Raw genomic sequence first — 19,694 nt, 5'->3', positions numbered from 1 at the left:
TAACCGCCGGGGGTTAATAAAGGCGCACAGCAGTACCTCACACCGCCACGTTGTGAAAATCGATCTCCGCGGCCAGCATGCCGGAGAACCACCGATCCAGGTCCTCGTCGGTGACGGACTCGGGCATGGCGTCCACCTCGCACGCCAGCACCGCCACCTGAGACACGAACGGCGGAGCGACATGCATGTCTACCCAGTCCTGCAACGCTGGTTCGCGCTGTACGTTCACTGCCACCGCCTCCCGGCACCACGACAGATACAGGGTTTCCGCGGCGTACATGCCCACCAGGGCCGCCGCCCTGCCCTCTTCGCCAGCGAGGGTCAAGGCATGCGTCGACAGCACAGACGACTCCTCGACCAGAGCCGCTGCGTCCCCCGCGTACGGGAAGCGGGAACGCAACTGCGCGAAATACTCGCGCTGTTCGCCCACCAGGTTCGACATCGACGTCACGTGGTCGAACGCGTCGTCGAGCGTCGGGGATTCGGCGACCACCAACCCCAACACCTTGACGGCCGTCAGTACGAATGCCTCTTCGATCACGAGGTACCGGCGGAATCCCTCATCACTCAACGTCCCGCCGATGGTGTCCTCGATGAATGGAACCGCCCGCGCGGCAGCGAGATTACTCTGCTGCCGCGCGAGCAGGTCTGAGGAGCGACTCATTCGCCGGCGACCCAACTGATCAAGCCGTCGAACAGGTCGGTGTATCCGGGCCACTGCTCACAGAACTCCGGCGGAGCCCAGTGCGGCGAGCAGTCCGAGGTGAAGACGATCGACCGTCCGGCGCCGTATTCACCGGCAGCGACAAGCGGATCGCCGTTGATGGTGGCGGGAACCACGGCACCGTCCTTCGCGACGACGCGGTTGTATCCCAGGAGCGCCGGCCAGGAATCGCCGGCACCACCGAGAGCCGGGTGAGCAGCATCGACGACGGTGGGAACGATCCCGGCCGGTGTCTCGACGCGATCGTCTTCGGCCAGCATCGTCACGGGTAGTACCTCGGCGATCGCGGTCTGGCGGAAAGCTGCTCGCGCCTGGAACCCGGAGAACGAGAGGTAGCCACCGATCATCATCAGTGAGCCGCCGGCGTTCACCCAGTCACGAAGCGCGACAAGGCGATCCTCCCCGGCGCGGAACTGGTCGAAGACACCGGGAGCCAACTGCAGCGAGTTCGCTCCGATGTCGGAGAGAACGACGACGTCGAACTGGGACAACGCTTCTGCGGTACCGGGGAACTGCGTGGGCACCAGGTGTGCGGGCATGTGTGTCACGTCGTGGCCACGTGAGGTGAGCGCATCCCGAAGCGGACCGACTCCCTCGACGTAGGAATGGACACTGAACTCGTCGACGCCCTTGACGTGCGTCGACGTCGTCATCCAGCTCTCGCCGGCGATCAGTACTCGTTTACCCATGACTGCTTCTGTTTCCTTTCGCGGCCTGCTCGAAGAGCGACCTCGGGTTGTCTCGCATCAGTGCGGACACTTGCTGGGGATCTACGCCTGCGCGCACCAACCGGGCGGCGAAGGCGAGTGGTACGTAGGAGAATCCGTTTCCGCCGTGCTTTCTGAGCATTGATTTGAGGAAGAGGTCGTGACTGAGCAGGAGCTGTGATGCGTGGCCGGAGGTGACCAATCCGGCTACCGCAGTGGCTGTTTCCGCCGGATGCGGCGAAAGACCCTCGCCTGGGAAATCGAAAGGCATCCCGATCATGTCGAACTCGAGAAAGACACCGCGGTCGGCGAGCGATCGTTGGTAGTCGGCGTCGTGTCCGGACGGGTCCATGTGGCACAGGACCACTGCTTGCGGATCGACGCCCATCTCGTCGACCACGATGTCGACGACGTGATGTCCGACGCGCTGCCATCCCGGAAGGTGGACGAACAGGGGCACGTCCACCTCGCGCTGGGCGATGCATGCCGCCCTCAACGCTTTCGCCTCGTTCTGAGTGAAGAGCGGGGAGACTCCGATCTCCCCGATCACGCCAGGTGCCAATTCCTTTGCCGGATCGAACTCCTCGACGAGCGAACCTGCCAGATCGTCGACACCGAGTTCGTGGACCTCGACCGGATGGGTCGTCTCGAGGTACCACCCTGAACCCATGATCACTCGCACGTCTGACTTTCGCGAGAACTCCGCCAACTTCTCCGGTGCCCGGCCCAGTCCCGGCGGTGTCAGATCAACGATCGTCCGACCACCGAGGCGGGCGAAGTCCACAAGGTCTTCCACCACGGCCGCTGCGTCGTCGACTCGACAATTGTCGAGACTGTAATACGGATTGTCGTGAAGAAGCCAGGCATCCTCGGCGCGCACCGGACCGGCCAGCCGCTGTGCCACAACCGGATCCGGGGCCTCGGTGTACGCACCGGTGACGTCGTTGTGCAGATGTTCGTGTGGGAGAACCAGTCCGAGTTCCGAACTGTCCACAGTTCCCGTGACAGTACGAACCTTGCTCATGAACGTGCAGGCCCCGAGGGTGCGGACTGCAGGTGTCGCCACAGCGCGCTCAGGGTGTGTCCCCGCATGTTGATCCAGATGGCCAGTAGCAGAACGACACCGGTGATGATCGGCGTCAGGAACGGGCTCACGCCGAGCAGGGTCAGTCCGTTGGCGATGATTCCGGTCAGGACGGCGCCGATGACGGTACCGATCACGGTGCCGCGACCGCCGAAGAGGTTGGTACCACCGAGAACCACCGCGGTGATCACCGTGAGCTCGAATCCCGTTGCGGAGTTGGCCGAACCCGAGCCCAGTCGAGCCGCGATCAGCAGTCCCGCGATACCGGCAGCCAAGCCGGTGAAGACGAGCGTCATCATGAGCACACGACGCGTGTTGACACCGGACCGTCGCACGGATTCGACGTTGGATCCGATACCGGTGACGTAGCGCCCGAAGCGCATGCGGTTGAGCGCAATTGCTCCGATGACCACGACGACGAGAGCAATCCAGGCGCTGGCGGAGAACCCGAGGAACTCAGCAGTTCCGAGCTTCGCGAAGTAAGTGTCGGCCGGAACCGGAACGGAGAATCCTTCGGTCCGATACAGCGCGATACCGCGAATGACGGACATCGTCGCCAGAGTCACGATGAACGGCGGAATGCCCTGATAGGCAGCGAGCCATCCGTTGACCAGGCCCCAGGCCGCACCCATCACCGGGGCGGCGACGAAGACCAGGGACGAATCGACGCCGGCCTGGATAAGCTCGGCACTCATCGCCGCGACGAACGCGACGATCGCACCGACGGACAGGTCGATCTGACCTGCCGTGATCACGAAAGTCATCGCCACCGCGATGATCAGAACCGGAGCGATCTGGGTTGCCAGGTTCGACAGGTTCGTGAATGTCAGGAACGACGACGTGGTCGCCGAGAAGACGGCTGCGACAGCAACTGTCACCGCCAGCATCGCGAGGGTGGGCTTGTTGACGCTGTCCCACAAGGAGGGTTTCGCGGCGAGCTTGCGCTCGATCGGCGCCTGGGTCTTCTCGAGAGTGGTCATGCCGTGGCTCCCTGTGTTGCTGCCGATGTCCGTTGCGGCACCGGAGTTCGAGTGATGAGTCCGACGAGGGACTCGATGTTCAGGTCGCCGATCGGAACATCGTCGACACTCTGTCCCTCGTACATGACCGTGATTCGGTCACATACGCGGAACAGGTCCTGCAGGCGGTGTGTCACGAGAATGACGCCCACTCCGGCCGCTGCGACGTCCGTGGTCAGCTTGAGCACCGACTCGACCTCGGCGACGGCAAGCGCTGCGGTGGGCTCGTCGAGGATCAGTACGTCTGGCCGGAAGGAAACAGCGCGGGCGATCGCGACGGTTTGCCGCTGCCCGCCGGACAGTTGCCCGATCTCCTGGTAGGTCGACTTCACCTTGACATGAAGGTCGGCGAGAATGTGAGTCGCCTTCTCGTGCATGGCATGCCGGTCGAGAAATGGACCTTTTCGCGGTTCTCTGCCGAGGAACAGGTTGCTCGCGACATCGAGCGTGTCGCACAGCGCCAGGTCCTGGTAGACGATGCCGATCTTCTTCTGCTGCGCGTCGAGCGGCGTCGAGAAGCGCACTGGTTCACCGTTGACGCGCATTTCGCCGCCGTCGTGCTGGACGGCGCCCGCGAGGATCTTCATCAGGGTGGACTTGCCGGCGCCGTTGTCGCCGACGACTCCGAGTACTTCACCCTTCGCCAGCCGAAGGTCAACTCCTTGAAGGGACTTCACCGGTCCGTACGACTTGGTGATGCCCGAGAGTTCGATCAGTGGAGGTGCCATGATTACTTCTCCAAGTAGTACATGTAGTCGGCTACGTTCTCCGGGGTCACGATCTGGGTGGGGACGGGGATGTTCGCCGGAGCGCCGCGACCACAAGCCAGGTCGATTGCCGAATTCATTGCCTCGTGGCCGAATTCGAAGGTGTTCTGCTGGACCACGCCTTTAAGCCAACCGGCTTTGAGTCCGCCTACCGCCTGATCCGAAAGATCCCAACCGACTGCTTCGATGCGATCCTGCGCCTTCTGACTGTTGACCGCCGCAACGAGTCCGATCAACGCCGGCTCGCCGGTTGCATAGACGTACTTCATGTCGCCGCCGCCGGTCAGCAGGTTCTCCGCTGCGGTCTGTGCGTTCTCCTGAATGTTACGTCCGTCCACGACGGTGCCGACGGTCATTCCGCGGCCGGTCACGGTCTCAGTGAAGCCCTTCTGCCGCTCCAACTGGACAGTGCTGTTGAGCGCGCCGACGATACCGACCGTTCCGGTGTTGTTCGCGACGTCGGCCAAGGTGTTTCCGATCTTGGCACCGCCCTCGGCATTGGCCGTACCGACCTGAGTCGACAGCGCCGGATCGTCGATGGTCGCGTCGACCGCGACGACGGGGATGCCCGCGTTCTTGGCCTTGACCACCGACGGCTTGATTCCGTCCGTGTCGATTGCATCGACGATGATCGCGTCGACTCCGGCGGCGATCAGATTGTCGAAGGCGTTGGCCTGCGCCACGGAATCGTCGTTGCCACTGATGATCTGCAGGTCGACACCTGCCTTGTCCGCGACGTTCTTGGCGGCATTGTTGATCTGGTTGAAGTACAGCGCCTGAAGGTTGATGGTCACCAGACCGACCTTGAGCTTGCCGTTCGTCCCGTCGCAGCTTTCGGCGACTCGGGTCGGCTGCGGGATGGACGAGCCACCCGATGCGTCCTTCGAGTCGCTCGACGAAGCCGAGTCACAAGCGGTGAGCGTGAGCGCGACTGCAGCTCCCAGCGCCAGAGGCAATGCACGTTTCATCATCGAGTCTCCAAAAGGGTGTGAGGGGTCAATGTTGCTGTGAAGCTGTCCAATTCATCTCGGGTGGGGCATCCGCGGGGTCCGGCAGTGGCGCAAGCCAAGGCAGCCGAGGCTCCCGCGAGTCGTGCAGCGTCCACCGGTGAGCGCCCGGCGTCGACAAAAGCGATGTACGTACCGCCGAAGCAATCACCGGCCCCGACGGCATCGACGACGTCGACCACTACTGCCGGTTCGCTCGTCACCTCGCCGTCCGGTGTGGCCAGTGTCCAACCTCGCGAGCCGTCGGTCACCAGCAGGTGTGTGTTGTGCTCGGCGGCCAGTGCCTGCCACTGATCGAAACCGATCCCGAACTCGCCTTCCCACAGGGCACGCCCTACGACGACGTGGTCAGCGAGCGCGAATGCGCGCAGTGCCGCGGCTTTGTTTTCACAACCGTCCAGATCGATTACCAGACTTACGCTTCCCGGCAATCCCTCTGGCAGGAAGCCCGCACGGTATCCGTCGAGGAACAGCCGTCCACCACCGGCAGCAGCCAATCGGGTGATGACAACTCCGATGCGTTCGGCATCGTTCGGGTCGTCTTGACTGATGATGGAGCGATCGCCGTCCTGCGCGATGAGTACAACTGCCGTCGACAGGAACGCATCTCGCGGCGACCAACTGGTGTCGACGCCGTCAGTCTCGAGGGCTTCGAGAAACTCGGTGGACCGCGCGTCCGGGCCCACGGCACCGGCAAAGATCACCTGCGCGCCCATTCGGGCTGCGGATACCGCAGCATTTGCATTCATTCCACCGTCGATCTGACTGATGGCCGTTGCCTGCACGCGCTCTCCGAGCACCGGTACATGTGGAACATGTACCGTCACATCGTTGTTGGCGTATCCACAAAAGACAATCATGGTTACTTTCCTGCGGCCCGGGACAGTTCGCGGACCTTCTCGCCTGCGACCCGTCCCCACCAGCGTCCATTGTCCTTCACCGAGGATGCAACTATGGCGCCGTCGCATTCCTTCATCAGCGCTGCGACGTTGGCAGCCGTGATGCCGGATCCGATGATCACGGGAAGAACGGTGTTGTCTCGGATCACGGAAACCTCGTCGACCGAAGCGGCGTCACCGGTGCGCGAACCGGTCGCGATCAGGACATCTGCGTCGAAGAACTCGGCGTCTTCGGTCTGTTCCGCGACGGTGCGGTCCGCAACAATGGCATGCGCACCATGCTTGACGTGCACGTCAGCGAAGATCCGGACCGGGTCGGCGCCGATGCGATGGCGAAAGCGCGTCGTCTTGGCCGCCTGACCCTCGATGAAGCCCTCATTGGCAATGTAGGCATTGGCCCACTGATTGACGCGCACAAAACTCGCGCCTGCCGCCCACGCCGCGGCCACTCCGCACTCGCCGGCGTTGGACAGGATGCTGACGCCGACGGCCTTGCCGAACTCACCGACCACCGCTGCCGTGATGACTCCCATGCTGGCGGCGGTTTCGTATCCGTGTTCGCCGGGCTTGAGGAACGGTATGTCCCAGTGATTTTCGACGATCACACCGTCGAAACCGTTGTCGACGTACGCGTGCGCTTCCTCCACAGCGAAGCGAGCAATTTCCGAAACCGGCTGCCCGGTGTAGTGCGGGCTGCCCGGCAGAGCAGGGAGGTGGATGGCCCCGATGAGAGAAGGCGTGCCGGTGAACATCTCTGCCAACGCCGAGGGCTTGGGCGGAAAGACTCCGAGCGGTGATGCGGTCACTTCAGCTACCCCATTCCATGCGCAAGATTTGCGCTGTATGTCCATGCACAAGATCTGCACACGATGTAATCGATTGCCTTGATGAATTAGCAGGTTATGCGATCAACACCGGGTTGTGTCAAGGATTTCACAATTCGAATTTGTAAACGATTGCCTCAATCGCGTTACATGCGGGACACTGGACCGTGCGGTTCGATAACCTCGGACCCGAATCGAGCAGAAAACGGGGGACGCATGCGCAAGGCGACCATTCGCGATGTCGCGGAACTGGCCGGGGTCTCGACTGCCACCGTGTCGCGAGCACTGTCCGGATCCCGCCCTGTCTCGGACGAGCTTGCAGCGACGATCAAACGAGCCGCGGATTCTCTCGGATACTCGGGAAACATCATCGCCAGCTCACTGCGTCGCAATCGGACGGACACTGTCGGCATGGTGGTTCCCAGTATCGCGAATCCCTTCTTCACTTCGCTGGTGGTCAACGTCGAACACGTCCTCGCTCAGCGCGGCCTACAACTGTTCCTGTGCGATTCTCGTTCCGATCCCGACGTGGAAGCGCAGCGGCTCAAGTCGCTCGTCTCGCGGCAGGTGGACGGAATCATCATCAGCCCGTGCCACGGCGAATTGAGTGCCGAAGCAGTACGAGCCAGCGCAGCAACGCTTCCGGTCGTTCAACTGGACCGGTTTGCAATGGATACCCAGACGGATTGGGTCGGTGTCGACGACGACGCCGCTCAATCACTCGTGATGGAGCATCTGTCCGAGCGCGGCGCGCGATCGGCTGCCTTCATCAGTTCCGAGCTGACCAATTCGTCGACCGAACTTCGCCGGGCCGGATTCTTCCGCCATGCGGATCGAATGGGAATCGAAACTCGTGACGAGTGGACACAACTCGGCGAGTATTCGATCGAATGGGGACGCACGGCGTCCAACACCATCCTGACCGGCAAAACTCGCCCCGATGCCTTGGTCTGCGCCGACGACCTGATCGCGCTCGGTGTGCTGCAGACCTGCCACGCATTGGGCATCGACGTCCCCGGCGACATTCTGGTCACCGGTTTCGACAACATCCCCTTCTCCGAACTGTGCAATCCGCCATTGACCACCGTCGGACAGCCGCAGGAGAGAATCGCGGAAGAAGCTGTGCGACTTCTGGATCAGGCGATGAACAACTCTTCCGAGTCGACAGCCCACATTGCGCTTGCTCCTGAACTGATTGTCCGTCAGTCCACCGTCGACCAAGCAGCACCCACCGCACCGTAAGCCGCAATTGCATCGTCCAGTTCCGAGACCTTGACGCTTTCGTTGGCCGCATGCATCAACGAGGGAGTGCCAGGGCCCCAGATCACGACGGGAGCGCCGGGGGCGGCCGCTGCCAGCACCGAAGCGTCCGTGAAGTACGAAACCGGTTCGGTTGCAACAGGGATCGGCAAGGTAGCCAACCACGGATCCGACGCGTCGGTACGCACACCTCCCAGGTGAATCGACGTCTCCACCGAGTCGACTTCGGGTTGGGCGCGCCACCATGCAAGCAGGTCTGCGCCGTCTCCCACCGTGCGGTGATCGATCACCGCACGTGCATTGTCCGGCACGATGTTCGGAGCCGAACCGCCGCCGACCAAACCGAGGTTCCAGGTTTCGGCGCCCAGAAACGCGTCGGACGACAGCGGAAGCTCACGCCGAGCTCGATCGACGACGTCAAGCAGTTTGAGGACAGCGTTTGTTCCTCGCTGCGGCGTACTCCCGTGCGCGGCTTTTCCTTTGACGGACACTTCGAGCCACAGTGCACCGCGGTGCCCCAGGTTGATGCGATTACCGGTCGCCTCGGGAACGATGACGGCCCCGACCTCGAGATTCGCCACGGCGTCGGCCGAACGAACGGCCCCGAGCGATCCGATTTCCTCGTCGCTCGTCAGCAGTAGTGCGACCGGGACTCCACGTTCGAAGGCGTCGACAACCGCGGCAGTAGCGGCGACAAGGCCGGCCTTCATATCCGATGTCCCTCTGCCGAGGAACAATTCGCCGTCGACCTGTGCGGCGTACGGGTCGAACTCCCAGTCGGAGACAGTGCCCACTGGCACCGTGTCCACGTGGCAGGCGAACAGTAGTCTGGCTGCCGAGGGTGCAGCCTCGTTGGTGATCAAGGCCCAGGGATGATTGCCGGTCAGGTCTGACTCCACCTTCGCCTTTGGCGCACGTGAGAGAACCAACGAGACAATCGAATCCATCGCCCGCCGTTGAGGAGCGGCCTCCCCCGAGACCGTGTCGAGAGCTACCAGTTCCGAGAGAAGTCCGAGGGAATCCATGTACCTATTCTTGCACTGCCACGGATTCAGTGCGCTGCCAGCTGGGCGATGACGACGTAATTGTCGTCGGTCGACTCTCCTTCGACGACATCACAATTGGCGAGGATCAGCCGTCCCGGAACCGATTCGCGCAACTCGTGAGCGCCCAGCAGCGAACCTTTGTGCAGCGGCCCGACTGTTTCGACGTCGTACTCGAGTGTGCCGTTCGGTGTAGCCAGGAGAATTCGATCGCCCGGCTCCACTACCCGGAGCGCCCGGAACGGTGCTTCGCGAGTGGTGTAGTTGTGGCCGACCACAACAACTGTTTGTGTGGTCGACGTTCCCGGCATTCCGCTCTCACCCCACCACACCGGCAGTTCGTCGACGGGATTCAGTTGCTGCCCACTCTCGCCGCCGCGCATCAGTTTCTCCGAGTGCAACGGACTGCTCAGGTACGTGACCCCGGACGCAGTCCTCAACTCGATCCTCTCGGGTTCTGCCGGATCGACGGTCACCGAAGCCGGTGCAGCCGCGATATGCGACTGCACCGGCGAGCGGTCAGGTAGCGATCCCGCATTCTCGCCCGAACATCCGGATGCGAGGAGGGCGAGGATCGCTACCGCCGAGAGGCCGGCGCTACGCAGACGTGTTGCCCGGGCCGTCATGACGCTTGCGACGAACAACCACCGTCGTAGCTGCTGCGGCGGCAGCGCCCACGACTCCGACGCCGATCAATACAGCCGGCAGGTTGGAGTTGCTGCTACCGCTGGTGCTGCTGCTTGCAGTGTCACCGAGAGCAAGTTCGACGGGGGGCAGGCTTCCTGCAAGTGCCGGATCGCCGTCGGCATCGGTGACGTAGTAGTCGACGACGTCGAAGGCGCCCTTGTTGTTGTAGTAGCCGACCAGCTTGACGCCGGTCTTGTTCACTACAGCGGTGGTCTCGTCGACCTTCGTGACTCCGGAGCCGTCGTCGGTGTGCTCACCGATGATCACTTCACCGCCGACGCCTGTTCCGTTGTCGATCTCCTTCTCGCCCTTTGCCTTGAGCTCGTCGACGATCTTCTGCGCTGCATCCGCTTCAACCTTTGCTGCGGCTGCAGCGGCCTGAGCTTCCTTGGCCTTTGCTGCTGCGGCGTCGGCTGCGGCCTTCGCGTCTTCGGCGGCGAGGTAGAGATCCTGCGCCTTCTTGCTCGCCGCTTCGGCAGCTTCGGCCTTCTTGGCGGCTTCGGCAGCCTTTTCGTCGGCAATGGCTCGCTTGTCGGTGGCAGCCTCGCCCGCAGCATCGGCTTCGGCCTGGGCCGTCTCCGCGGCCTTCTGCGCAGCGTCGGCGTCCTTCTGTGCGGAAGCTGCGGTAGCTGCCGCTTCATCAGCAGCCTTACGGGCGGCGGTGGCAGCTTCTACCTCGGTGGCAGCCGCGGACTCGGCTGCCTTGGCCGTGGTTTCGGCGGCGGTGGCCACTTTCTGAGTTTCCTTGACGGTGATCGCGAGCTGCTTGGCGTTCCATGCGGCGGCGAGAGCCTGAGCCTTAGCGACGGCTGCCTTCGCGAAATCCCAGTTCTTGAAGGCTTCCTCGGCTTCCTTGTTCTTGTCCGCAACCAGCTTGGCGTTTGCATCCGCGGCAGCCTTCGCCTCATCGGCTTTGGCCTGCAGAGCATTAGCCTCGGCGCGCGCCTGTGCTGCCTCTTCTGTCTTGGGCCCCGAACCGGCGGCCTTCGCCGCTTCCTCGAGTTCAGCAGCCTTGGCTGCGGCGGCGTCTGCTTCTGCCTGAGCTGTTTTTGCTACCTCTTTCGCATCGGCCGCCGCGGACTCCGCAACCTTGGCTGCCTCTTCGGCTTCCTTGGCAGACTGTTCCGCGGCCCCTGCCTCCGCCTTGGCCTTGGTCGATTCGACCGCCGCCTTGGTTGCCTCGACGCTCGCCTGAGTCATTGCCTCGGTCGCCTTCACCGAAGTGTCTGTCGCTGCGGACGAGTCGACCCCTGCCGTCGCGGCTGCTTCGGCGGCCTTCGCTGCCGCGTCGGCTGCTGCTTTGGCTTTTGCTTCGGCTTCCGCCAGTGCTGCGGCGTCCGTACCTGCGGTTTCGGCACTGCCCGCGCCCGCGACCCCGGCTTCAACCTTCTCGGGTGTGGTCTCGGTGCTCGTCGCCGCGTCGGCGTCGGTGGTGGCAGCTGCCTCTTCCTCGGCGCAGGTCACCAGCGGATCGGCACTCGGGGTACACACGGTTTCGGGCTCTGCCGATGCAATTCCTGTGCCGCCCACCGCCAATCCGAGAGCTAGTACGGCACCGGCGGCCGCAGAGCGGACCCTCCGAGAATGGGCGATGGACTTCTCCGACATAGCGCTCAACCTTTCGGCCTTCTTTACGAAGACGGCAATTCCGGCGTGGACAGCCTTTACTTCGTCGGCTGAGTTCCAGACGTTACGACCGGTCGGTCCGAAAAATTGAAAGCTTATGTTCGAGTGGCAGGAATCAGGACCGCGGAACGCGCCCCATCAGGTAGAACTCCGGATTGGGCAGCATGCCGGAGAAGCTCGCCATGCGATTGCTCAGCCCGAAGAATGCAGTGATCGCGGCGATGTCCCACGCGTCCGCGTCGCCGAAGCCGTGCACACGGAGGGTGTCGAAGTCGACGTCGGCGATTTCGTGTGAGGCGGAGTTCACCTTGGTGGCGAAGTCGAGCATCGCGCGCTGACGATCGGAGATCTCTGCGGTGCGATAGTTGACCGCAACCTGGTCGGCAACCAGCGGCTTCTTCTCGTAGATACGCAGAATCGCGCCGTGCGCGACAACGCAGTACGTACATTTGTTGGCCGCAGAGATCGTGGTGACGATCATTTCTCGATCGCCCTTGGTGAGTGCGGAATCTTCCTTGAGCATGATCACGTCGTGGTATGCGAAGAATGCCCGGAACTCGGCTGGCCGCCGAGCGAACATCAGGAAGACGTTGGGCACGAACCCTGACTTCTCCTGGATCTCGAGAATCTTGGCGGCGATGTCCTCGGGCACCTCGGTCAATTCAGCCTGCGGAAAACGGGTGCTCACTGTGCCTCCTGGTCAACCATCGATGTTCGATTCAAGATAATGATGATTAACTGAGTTGTCCAGATGCATTTCCTGCCCTACTTTTTCGGGCACGGATAGTCGGGTACGGCCCAAGTGATCTGCGTAGCGTGAAACCCGTGAACAGGAAGACACGATGATCGACGGACTGAACCGCGCGCTCGACTACATCGAAAGCAATCTGAGCGGCGAGATCGACACAGCCGAGATGGCAAGGCTGGCAACCACCTCGGAGTATCACTTTCGGAGGATGTTCTCAGCCCTGGCCGGCATTCCCGTATCCGAATACATCCGTCGACGTCGACTCACCCTGGCCGGTGCCGAGTTGTCCGTCAGCAGATCAGGAGTGTTGGAGACCGCCGTGAAGTACGGCTACTCGTCCGCGGAAGCCTTCACACGAGCGTTCACCGCATTTCACGGCGTGAGCCCCGGCGCGGTCAAACGCGCTCCCGCCGTTCTCAAATCACAACCGAAACTTGTCATTCACGTGACACTGGAAGGAGCCACACCGATGGACTACATGCTTGTGGACAAACCTGCCCTGACGGTAGTCGGGTTCAAGACCCGGGTTCCACTGGTTCACGAAGGTCCCAACTCCGCCATCGAAGATTTCACCCGCTCCGTGGACAAGGTTGCGTTGCGCGGGTTGCGCGAGCTGTCCGATCAGGAACCGGCGGGAATCGTCAGTGTCGTCGACAATTTGGCGCATCCCAGAACCGAAGGTACAGAACTGGATTACTACCTGGGAGTGGTCACCGGCAAACCTTCACCCACGGGTTTCGATGTGCTGACGGTCGACGCACACACGTGGGCCGTGTTCACCGCCGACGGGTCGGCAATCGAATCTGTGCAGTACTTGTGGCGCGATATCTACACGGAATGGTTCCCGGCCAACCCTTTTCGCTCCGTACCTGGTCCCGAGATCATGCGTACCGAATACAACGACGATTTCACCGTCGCACGGTTCGAGCTCTGGATTCCGGTCGAGAGCGAGCTGAAGGACGTCGGGGCGTAAAACAGCCGCCGGGTCGGATGGAAGTCACGACCCGGCGGCTGAGCCATCAGATGAAACATACTGTCAAAGAATCAGTTTCGCTCCGGTGGCAGCAACCACGTCCTCGACGCTGATGCCCGGCGCCGTCTCCACCAGGCGGAGACCGTCGTCAGTCACGTCGATCACGGCCATGTCGGTGATGATTCGCTGGACACAGCCCGTACCGGTCAGCGGAAGCGAGCACTCCTCGACGATCTTGTGCTCACCCTTCTTCGAGACGTGCTCCATCATCACGATGACGCGCTTTGCGCCGTGGACCAGATCCATCGCGCCGCCCATGCCTTTGACCATGTGGCCGGGGATCATCCAGTTCGCGAGGTCTCCGGTGGCACTGACCTGCATGGCACCGAGCACGGCAACGTCGACCTGGCCGCCGCGGATCATGCCGAACGACGCTGAGGAGTCGAAGAACGACGCACCGGGGAGAACGGTGATGGTCTCCTTGCCCGCATTGATCAGCTCGGGATCGAGTTCGTCCTCGGTCGGGTACGGCCCCACGCCCAGAACGCCGTTCTCCGAATGCAATACAACGGTGATGTCGGTCGGGAGGTAGTTCGGAACCAGCGTCGGCATACCGATGCCGAGGTTCACGTACTGCCCGTCCTCGAGTTCGCGCGCGACGCGGGCCGCCATCTCTTCGCGGGTGAGTTTGGTGGGTAGTACAGAAGTCATGCTCGTACCGTCCGATTCTCGATGCCGACCGTCACGGGGCCGACGTGGACAACACGCTGAACGTGAATGCCCGGCGTGTGGATCTCGGCAGGGTCGAGCTCACCCGGCTCGACGAGGTGCTCGACCTGCGCAATGGTGATGCGCCCCGACGTTGCTGCAGCCGGATTGAAGTTCTGGGTACTCGCGCGGTAGACGAGGTTGCCGTGCCGGTCACCTTTCCAGGCGTGGACCAGTGCATAGTCGGCGACGATGCCGCGCTCCATCACGTAGGTGACGCCGTCGAAGTCACGAGTTTCCTTGGGCGGACTGGCAACTGCGATGCCGCCGTTGCCGTCGTAACGCAGTGGCAGGCCACCGTCGGCGACCTGGGTGCCGACGCCGGCCGGGGTGAAGAACGCGGGGATGCCCGCTCCCCCGGCGCGCATGCGCTCGGCGAGCGTGCCCTGCGGCGTGAGTTCGACTTCCAGCTCACCGGAAAGGTACTGACGCGCGAACTCCTTGTTGGAGCCGACGTACGAGCTGACAGTACGACGGATACGCCCCTTCTCCAGAAGCACTCCGAGCCCGAACCCGTCGGTGCCGCAGTTGTTGCTCACCGTTTCGAGTGATGTCGCGCCCTGCTCTAGGAGCGCATCGATGAGGATTTCCGGCACTCCGACGAGCCCGAAACCTCCGACAGCGATCGTGACGCCGTCCGGCACGTCGGCGACGGCCTCGGCAGCAGTGGGAATGACTTTGTCCATCATGTCGATCACAGTAGCGCGGTGCGTACGTATTGTGAACCCCCGTGCGCATTACGAACATTTTTCGCCCCCGGCATTGCCTGGGTCACATCTACGAACTATTCTGTTCGCAGAGCGCAACACATGTACACATTGCGAACAACTTCACGTAACCGAACGACGAGGTTCCCTATGCTGCATCTACCGCCGAGGTACCAGCGGCCGACTGGCGTCAACGCCCCGGCCGATTTCGCGGACTACAAGACCACTTCTCTTCGCCACCCGAAGCAACCGCTCAAGCTGCTCCCCCAGCGCCTCACGGAGCTCACCGGGCCGGTATTCGGCGAAGATCGCGTCGGCGCCGGCGAAAACGACCTGACCATCGCCAACGGCGGCGAAGCACAGGGACAGCGCATCGTCGTTCACGGCCGTGTACTCGACGGCGACGGAAAGCCGGTCCCCCACACACTGCTCGAGGTGTGGCAGGCCAACGCCGGTGGACGCTACCGCCACACCGGCGACAACTGGCCCGCGCCGCTGGACCCGTTCTTCAACGGGCTCGGTCGCTGCGTGACCGACGCGAACGGCCACTACAGCTTCACCACGATCAAGCCGGGCGCCTACCCGTGGATGAACCACGACAACGCCTGGCGACCGGCCCACATCCATTTCTCGCTGTTCGGCACGGCATTCACGCAGCGCCTCGTGACGCAGATGTACTTCCCCGACGATCCGATGTTCTTCCAGGACCCGATCTACAACGCGGTACCCGAAGCAGCACGTCACCGCATGGTCAGCGTCTTCGACTACGACGCCACAGTCCCCAACTGGGCTCTCGGGTTCCGCTTCGACATCGTCCTGCGCGGCCGTAATGCCTCCGTATTCGAGAACGAGGAAGACCACGATGACTGATCACACCGCGAAGCCCGCACCCACTTATCCGGTCGTCCCCGGCGACTTCACCACCGCCCCCTTCGGGGTCACGCCCTCTCAGACCGTCGGACCGTACTGGCACATCGGCCTCCCCTGGACGGACGGCCCCGACGCTGCCCCGACCGACACCCCCGGACGAATCACGCTGGCCATCACGGTGATCGACGGCGCCCGCACACCCGTCGCCGACGCGATGATCGAAACATGGCAGGCCGATACGCTCGGACGCTTCAACCATCCGGACGATCCCCGCGGCGCAGTGGACCTCACTCCGGCGGGTTTTCGCGGATTCGCCCGCAGCGCAGCAGATTCCACCGGCACCGCACTGGTCTACACCGTCAAGCCCGGAGCGCAGCCCACTGAAACGGATGCGGACGAAGCGCCGCACGTCAACGTGTCGGTCTTCGCTCGCGGCATGCTCGACCGCCTGGTCACCCGCTTGTACTTCCCCGAGGACACCGACGCACACGTAACAGATCCGGTGCTGTCCTCACTGAGCGAAACCGAACGCGCGAAGTTGGTTGCAACCAAGGTCGACGGTGGGTACTCCTGGACGGTCTATGTTCAGGACGAGGACGCGAACGGCGTCGAGACGCCCTTCTTCGAGCTGTAAGAGGAGTACACATGCCCACTCGCGGCGCACTGTTCGACCCGGTGTTCGGGGCCACCCGAGTATCGGAGCACCTGTCCGACCAGGCGTGGGTCACCGCGCTGCTCGAAGTGGAAGCCGCACTGAGTTGTGCGATGGCCACTGTCGGGTTGGCCGACGGGGAACATTGCGCCGCGGTGGCGACCGCCGCAGCTGAACTCTCACAACCGGGCGGCCTGGACATCGTGGCGCTCGGCCGCGCGTCGGCTGCCGGCGGAAATCCCGTCATTCCGCTGGTGAAGATGCTGCGCGAAAGGGTGGGACAGGAAGGCGTGCCTGCCTCCGTGGTGCACCCGGGCGCCACCAGTCAGGACATCATGGATTGTGCGCTGATGCTGTTGACGCGACGCGCGGGCGCGGTGGTTCTGGCCGACCTGACCCGCGCCGCCGATTCCGCCGCCCACCTCGCCCGCATCCATCGCTCTACTCCGATGGTCGCGAGAACCCTGGGACAACAAGCACTTCCGACCACCTTCGGGCTACTGGCATCGAGTTGGTTCACCGCACTCGACGCCGCAGCGATTCGTCTCGAAATCGTGCTGTCCACGTTGCCGGTTCAATTCGGCGGAGCCGCAGGAACACTCGCTGCGTTGTATCCCGACGGACTCAGGATCGCGGACGCGCTGGCCGACGAACTCGGTCTGGCCAGGCAGGTCACTCCCTGGCACACCGACCGCGTGACCATCGCAGAACTCGCGACCACACTCGGTATCGTCGCCGGCGCCGTTTCCAAGCCCGCCACCGACATCACCGTCATGGCGTCCACCGAGCTGTCCGAGGTCGCCGAGAGCGCTCCGGGCGGCTCATCGGCCATGCCCCACAAGCAGAATCCGGTTGCCGCGATCACCGCCCGCGCGGCAGCGCGACGTACTCCCGCCCTGGTGGCCACAGCCCTGTCGAACATGGATCACGAATTCGCTCGCGCCGCAGGCCCCTGGCACGCCGAGTGGGAAACCGTCACCGATCTCCTGCGTCTGGCAGGCGGAGCAGCGCACCAGCTTTCCGTGAGCCTCACCGGCCTGCAAGTACACACCGAGTCGATGGCTCGTAATCTAGACATCACCGGTGGCCTGATTCTCGCCGAGCGTGTCACCAAGGCCCTGTCCGCACACACTGATCGAGCACGCGACATCGTCACCGCGGCAGCCACTTCCGGAACCAGGTTGGATCGTGATCCCGCCATCGCAGAGCACCTGAGCGAAACCGAGATCGCCGAACTACTCGACCCCGCACACTATCTGGGCCACGCCACCGATCTGGTCGACCGCGCCCTCGCCGAACGCCCCACAGGAGGATCTCGATGAGCGTCGCGCTCAACTTTCAACAGACCGGCAATCCCGATGCCCCGGCAGTGGTTCTCCTGGGTTCACTCGGATCCGATCTGTCCATGTGGCAGCCGCAGATTCACGCGCTGTCGAATCGCTACCGCGTCATCGCCGTCGATCATCGCGGCCACGGCAAGTCACCGGTGCCTGCGGGCCCCTACTCCATTGCCGATCTTGCCGGCGATGTCATCGCTCTCCTCGATTCGCTCGAACTCGAGTCCGTACATCTCGTTGGGCTCTCCCTCGGCGGCGCTGTCAGCCAGTGGATCGCCGCGCACCACCCCACTCGCGTCGAGACGTTGACGTTGATGTGCACGTCCTCGCAGTTCGCCCCGACTCAGCCATGGATCGATCGTGCGCAGGCTGTCCGTGCGGACGGCATCGCGTCCATCGCGGCCGCCGTCGTCGGACGCTGGTTCACGCCGGGACTGGCCGAAAACGATCCGGAGCTTGTCGCCCGCCACGTCGCGATGGTCGAAGCCACACCCGACGAGGGTTATGCCGCCTGCTGCGAGGCGCTTTCGATGTGGGACGGCCGCGCCGACCTGGCCCGCATCGTCGCTCCGACGCTCCTCGTCGCGGGCGAGCAGGATCCGTCGACACCTCCGGCGACGTTGAGCGCGATCGCCGACGGTATCGCCGATGCGGTACTGCACGTGGTCGATCCCGGCGCACACCTCGCCAACGTCGAACAGGCCGGGCGCGTCACCAAACTGCTTGCAACGCATATTGCCTCGCACACATCTGCGCTCGCCCAACGTAGCGCCGCGGTATCGGCAGGTATGACCGTACGACGTCAGGTGCTCGGCGACGCCCACGTCGATCGTTCCATCGCCGGTGCCACCGAATTCACGGCCCCGTTCCAGGACTTCATCACTCGCACGGCGTGGGGCGACATCTGGTCACGCCCCGGCCTCGATCACCACACCCGCAGGCTCCTCACTCTCGCGATCCTCACCGCCGTCGGCAACGAACACGAACTCGACATGCATATTCGCGCTGCGCTGCGTGCCGGGATCGATCCCGACGAACTCGTGGAAGTATTTCTCCATACCGCGGTCTATGCGGGTGTGCCGAACAGCAACTTGGCTTTTGCGCTGGGAAAGCAAGCACTCGCAGACCTCTCGGCCGAACCTGAGGAGAACGAGACAACATGAGTGAGAACAGCAGCGAGCAAGCGCCGGGACCGTCACCGGACTACGTGCAGTCGCTGGCCCGTGGGCTGTCCGTCATCAAGGCTTTCGACGGTGAGCACCCGCGTCGCACCCTCAGCGAGGTTGCCAGGCACACCGATCTCACGCGTGCGACTGCTCGCCGCTTCCTGCTCACACTCGTCGAACTCGAATACGTACGTACTGACGGTTCGGTGTTCTGGTTGACGCCCCGTGTCCTCGAACTCGGCTACAGCTACCTCTCCAGTCTGTCCCTTCCCGAGATCGCCGGGCCGCATCTGGAAGCCTTGTCCGCCAAGGTCCGTGAATCCACGTCCGTGTCGATCCTCGACGGTGATGACGTCGTGTACGTGGCCCGTGTTCCGGTCAGCCGCATCATGACGGTTTCCATCACCATCGGCACGCGCTTTCCCGCGTACGCCACATCCATGGGTAGGGTTCTGCTCGCCGGCTTGCCGGACGACGCCCTGGACGCCTACCTCGCCCGAGTGTCCTTCACCCGTCTGACCGGCAAGACCATCTCCACCGCCGACGGTCTGCGTGCCGAACTCGAGAAGATTCGCGCCGACGGATTCGCGATTGTCGATCAGGAACTCGAAGAGGGTCTGCGCTCGCTCGCCGCACCCATCCGGGACGCAACCGGTGATGTGGTCGCGGCTGTCAACATCTCCACCCAAGCCGCCCGCTACAGCGCCGAAGCTGTTCGCGGTGAACTGGTTCCGGCCGCAGTCGCCACCGCGGACGCCATCTCCGTCGATCTCGGACGTACTCAGTCGTCCAACAACCACTCGGCTGCCACTCGCTGACCGAGCAG

At 63.2% G+C, this 19,694-nt stretch carries 21 protein-coding genes; 7 read left to right on the top strand and 14 right to left on the bottom strand.

The features are described from left to right. Window positions 1–37: 37 nt before the first annotated feature. From RE4_RS02445 to RE4_RS02410, 8 genes are read right to left on the bottom strand one after another with little or no spacing between them, the layout of a single operon-like run. The gene (locus RE4_RS02445) at window positions 38–664 is read right to left on the bottom strand and encodes a TenA family protein (protein ID WP_060937928.1); all 627 of its coding nucleotides are present in this window, start codon (window positions 662–664) and stop codon (window positions 38–40) included. Then, on the bottom strand, window positions 661–1,413 hold the full coding sequence (locus tag RE4_RS02440; RefSeq protein ID WP_003939869.1) for a glutamine amidotransferase: 753 nt from the start codon (window positions 1,411–1,413) through the stop codon (window positions 661–663). Before RE4_RS02440 ends, RE4_RS02445 begins: the two co-directional genes overlap by 4 nt. After that, window positions 1,406–2,455, bottom strand: coding sequence for a phosphotriesterase family protein (locus tag RE4_RS02435; RefSeq protein ID WP_003940279.1), 1,050 nt, complete (start codon window positions 2,453–2,455; stop codon window positions 1,406–1,408). The genes RE4_RS02440 and RE4_RS02435 overlap by 8 nt, the downstream gene beginning before the upstream one ends. Next, on the bottom strand, window positions 2,452–3,495 hold the full coding sequence (locus tag RE4_RS02430) for an ABC transporter permease (RefSeq protein ID WP_003939698.1): 1,044 nt from the start codon (window positions 3,493–3,495) through the stop codon (window positions 2,452–2,454). The genes RE4_RS02435 and RE4_RS02430 overlap by 4 nt, the downstream gene beginning before the upstream one ends. Next, window positions 3,492–4,262: an ATP-binding cassette domain-containing protein gene (locus RE4_RS02425; RefSeq protein WP_060937927.1), complete on the bottom strand. Its 771-nt coding sequence runs from the start codon at window positions 4,260–4,262 to the stop codon at window positions 3,492–3,494. The genes RE4_RS02430 and RE4_RS02425 overlap by 4 nt, the downstream gene beginning before the upstream one ends. Before the next feature lie 2 nt (window positions 4,263–4,264). Beyond that, a complete protein-coding gene (locus tag RE4_RS02420) occupies window positions 4,265–5,272 on the bottom strand; it encodes a substrate-binding domain-containing protein (RefSeq protein ID WP_019745494.1) in 1,008 nt (335 codons plus the stop codon). After that, window positions 5,269–6,168 (bottom strand): carbohydrate kinase family protein, encoded by a 900-nt coding sequence (locus RE4_RS02415; RefSeq protein WP_060937926.1) that lies wholly within the window; start codon window positions 6,166–6,168, stop codon window positions 5,269–5,271. The genes RE4_RS02420 and RE4_RS02415 overlap by 4 nt, the downstream gene beginning before the upstream one ends. Before the next feature lie 2 nt (window positions 6,169–6,170). After that, window positions 6,171–7,013 carry a BtpA/SgcQ family protein gene (locus RE4_RS02410; RefSeq protein ID WP_003940276.1) on the bottom strand — a complete coding sequence of 281 codons (843 nt, stop codon included), beginning with the start codon at window positions 7,011–7,013 and terminating at the stop codon, window positions 6,171–6,173. Window positions 7,014–7,247: 234 nt separating this feature from the next. Between RE4_RS02410 and RE4_RS02405 the strand changes: the two genes are divergently transcribed. Next, entirely contained in the window at window positions 7,248–8,273 is a 1,026-nt protein-coding gene (locus tag RE4_RS02405) for a LacI family DNA-binding transcriptional regulator (protein ID WP_060937925.1), read from the top strand. On the opposite strand, the gene RE4_RS02400 is transcribed toward RE4_RS02405, so the two are convergent. The 4 genes from RE4_RS02400 to RE4_RS02385 all read right to left on the bottom strand — a co-directional run bounded on the left by RE4_RS02400 (window position 8,234) and on the right by RE4_RS02385 (window position 12,335). Beyond that, complete coding sequence (locus RE4_RS02400; protein ID WP_060937924.1) at window positions 8,234–9,316, bottom strand: M20/M25/M40 family metallo-hydrolase; 1,083 nt, start codon at window positions 9,314–9,316, stop codon at window positions 8,234–8,236. The two genes, RE4_RS02405 and RE4_RS02400, sit on opposite strands and share 40 nt — an antisense overlap. 26 nt (window positions 9,317–9,342) lie before the next feature. Continuing rightward, the gene (locus tag RE4_RS02395) at window positions 9,343–9,960 is read right to left on the bottom strand and encodes a sortase domain-containing protein (protein WP_060937923.1); all 618 of its coding nucleotides are present in this window, start codon (window positions 9,958–9,960) and stop codon (window positions 9,343–9,345) included. Continuing rightward, window positions 9,932–11,629 (bottom strand): hypothetical protein, encoded by a 1,698-nt coding sequence (locus tag RE4_RS02390; protein ID WP_060937922.1) that lies wholly within the window; start codon window positions 11,627–11,629, stop codon window positions 9,932–9,934. The genes RE4_RS02395 and RE4_RS02390 overlap by 29 nt, the downstream gene beginning before the upstream one ends. Before the next feature lie 133 nt (window positions 11,630–11,762). After that, window positions 11,763–12,335, bottom strand: a complete 573-nt coding sequence (locus tag RE4_RS02385; protein ID WP_060937921.1) for a peroxidase-related enzyme — start codon at window positions 12,333–12,335, stop codon at window positions 11,763–11,765. 154 nt (window positions 12,336–12,489) lie between these two features. On the opposite strand from RE4_RS02385, the gene RE4_RS02380 reads away from it, so the two are divergent. Beyond that, window positions 12,490–13,368 (top strand): AraC family transcriptional regulator, encoded by an 879-nt coding sequence (locus RE4_RS02380; protein WP_021331871.1) that lies wholly within the window; start codon window positions 12,490–12,492, stop codon window positions 13,366–13,368. A gap of 63 nt (window positions 13,369–13,431) precedes the next feature. On the opposite strand, the gene RE4_RS02375 is transcribed toward RE4_RS02380, so the two are convergent. Beyond that, window positions 13,432–14,079 (bottom strand): CoA transferase subunit B, encoded by a 648-nt coding sequence (locus tag RE4_RS02375; protein WP_060937920.1) that lies wholly within the window; start codon window positions 14,077–14,079, stop codon window positions 13,432–13,434. Then, the gene (locus RE4_RS02370) at window positions 14,076–14,822 is read right to left on the bottom strand and encodes a CoA transferase subunit A (RefSeq protein WP_007730016.1); all 747 of its coding nucleotides are present in this window, start codon (window positions 14,820–14,822) and stop codon (window positions 14,076–14,078) included. The genes RE4_RS02375 and RE4_RS02370 overlap by 4 nt, the downstream gene beginning before the upstream one ends. Window positions 14,823–14,993: 171 nt before the next feature. Here RE4_RS02370 and pcaH point away from each other — a divergent pair, with 171 nt between their 5' ends. From pcaH to RE4_RS02345, 5 genes are read left to right on the top strand one after another with little or no spacing between them, the layout of a single operon-like run. After that, on the top strand, window positions 14,994–15,713 hold the full coding sequence (pcaH, locus tag RE4_RS02365) for a protocatechuate 3,4-dioxygenase subunit beta (RefSeq protein ID WP_007730015.1): 720 nt from the start codon (window positions 14,994–14,996) through the stop codon (window positions 15,711–15,713). Continuing rightward, window positions 15,706–16,347 (top strand): protocatechuate 3,4-dioxygenase subunit alpha, encoded by a 642-nt coding sequence (pcaG, locus tag RE4_RS02360; RefSeq protein ID WP_060937919.1) that lies wholly within the window; start codon window positions 15,706–15,708, stop codon window positions 16,345–16,347. The genes pcaH and pcaG overlap by 8 nt, the downstream gene beginning before the upstream one ends. A gap of 11 nt (window positions 16,348–16,358) precedes the next feature. Beyond that, the gene (pcaB, locus tag RE4_RS02355) at window positions 16,359–17,687 is read left to right on the top strand and encodes a 3-carboxy-cis,cis-muconate cycloisomerase (protein ID WP_060937918.1); all 1,329 of its coding nucleotides are present in this window, start codon (window positions 16,359–16,361) and stop codon (window positions 17,685–17,687) included. Beyond that, window positions 17,684–18,865 (top strand): bifunctional 3-oxoadipate enol-lactonase/4-carboxymuconolactone decarboxylase PcaDC, encoded by a 1,182-nt coding sequence (gene pcaDC / locus RE4_RS02350; protein ID WP_019745506.1) that lies wholly within the window; start codon window positions 17,684–17,686, stop codon window positions 18,863–18,865. Before pcaB ends, pcaDC begins: the two co-directional genes overlap by 4 nt. Next, complete coding sequence (locus RE4_RS02345) at window positions 18,862–19,686, top strand: IclR family transcriptional regulator domain-containing protein (protein ID WP_020909283.1); 825 nt, start codon at window positions 18,862–18,864, stop codon at window positions 19,684–19,686. The genes pcaDC and RE4_RS02345 overlap by 4 nt, the downstream gene beginning before the upstream one ends. Window positions 19,687–19,694 lie beyond the last annotated feature (8 nt).

The sequence above is a fragment of the Rhodococcus erythropolis NBRC 15567 genome (assembly GCF_001552595.1).
Taxonomy (GTDB): domain Bacteria; phylum Actinomycetota; class Actinomycetes; order Mycobacteriales; family Mycobacteriaceae; genus Rhodococcus_F; species Rhodococcus_F erythropolis.
The sequence above is the reverse complement of the archived record's forward strand: the minus strand, read 5'-3'. Positions and strand labels throughout refer to the sequence as shown.

Bases quoted from the DNA above. Each gene is read 5' to 3' on its own strand.
- RE4_RS02445 (WP_060937928.1), bottom strand. From the start codon at position 664: ATGAGTCGCTCCTCAGACCTGCTCGCGCGGCAGCAGAGTAATCTCGCT.
- RE4_RS02440 (WP_003939869.1), bottom strand. From the start codon at position 1,413: ATGGGTAAACGAGTACTGATCGCCGGCGAGAGCTGGATGACGACGTCG.
- RE4_RS02435 (WP_003940279.1), bottom strand. From the start codon at position 2,455: ATGAGCAAGGTTCGTACTGTCACGGGAACTGTGGACAGTTCGGAACTC.
- RE4_RS02430 (WP_003939698.1), bottom strand. From the start codon at position 3,495: ATGACCACTCTCGAGAAGACCCAGGCGCCGATCGAGCGCAAGCTCGCC.
- RE4_RS02425 (WP_060937927.1), bottom strand. From the start codon at position 4,262: ATGGCACCTCCACTGATCGAACTCTCGGGCATCACCAAGTCGTACGGA.
- RE4_RS02420 (WP_019745494.1), bottom strand. From the start codon at position 5,272: ATGATGAAACGTGCATTGCCTCTGGCGCTGGGAGCTGCAGTCGCGCTC.
- RE4_RS02415 (WP_060937926.1), bottom strand. From the start codon at position 6,168: ATGATTGTCTTTTGTGGATACGCCAACAACGATGTGACGGTACATGTT.
- RE4_RS02405 (WP_060937925.1), top strand. From the start codon at position 7,248: ATGCGCAAGGCGACCATTCGCGATGTCGCGGAACTGGCCGGGGTCTCG.
- RE4_RS02400 (WP_060937924.1), bottom strand. From the start codon at position 9,316: ATGGATTCCCTCGGACTTCTCTCGGAACTGGTAGCTCTCGACACGGTC.
- RE4_RS02395 (WP_060937923.1), bottom strand. From the start codon at position 9,960: ATGACGGCCCGGGCAACACGTCTGCGTAGCGCCGGCCTCTCGGCGGTA.
- RE4_RS02390 (WP_060937922.1), bottom strand. From the start codon at position 11,629: ATGTCGGAGAAGTCCATCGCCCATTCTCGGAGGGTCCGCTCTGCGGCC.
- RE4_RS02380 (WP_021331871.1), top strand. From the start codon at position 12,490: ATGATCGACGGACTGAACCGCGCGCTCGACTACATCGAAAGCAATCTG.
- RE4_RS02375 (WP_060937920.1), bottom strand. From the start codon at position 14,079: ATGACTTCTGTACTACCCACCAAACTCACCCGCGAAGAGATGGCGGCC.
- RE4_RS02370 (WP_007730016.1), bottom strand. From the start codon at position 14,822: ATGGACAAAGTCATTCCCACTGCTGCCGAGGCCGTCGCCGACGTGCCG.
- pcaH (WP_007730015.1), top strand. From the start codon at position 14,994: ATGCTGCATCTACCGCCGAGGTACCAGCGGCCGACTGGCGTCAACGCC.
- pcaG (WP_060937919.1), top strand. From the start codon at position 15,706: ATGACTGATCACACCGCGAAGCCCGCACCCACTTATCCGGTCGTCCCC.
- pcaB (WP_060937918.1), top strand. From the start codon at position 16,359: ATGCCCACTCGCGGCGCACTGTTCGACCCGGTGTTCGGGGCCACCCGA.
- pcaDC (WP_019745506.1), top strand. From the start codon at position 17,684: ATGAGCGTCGCGCTCAACTTTCAACAGACCGGCAATCCCGATGCCCCG.
- RE4_RS02345 (WP_020909283.1), top strand. From the start codon at position 18,862: ATGAGTGAGAACAGCAGCGAGCAAGCGCCGGGACCGTCACCGGACTAC.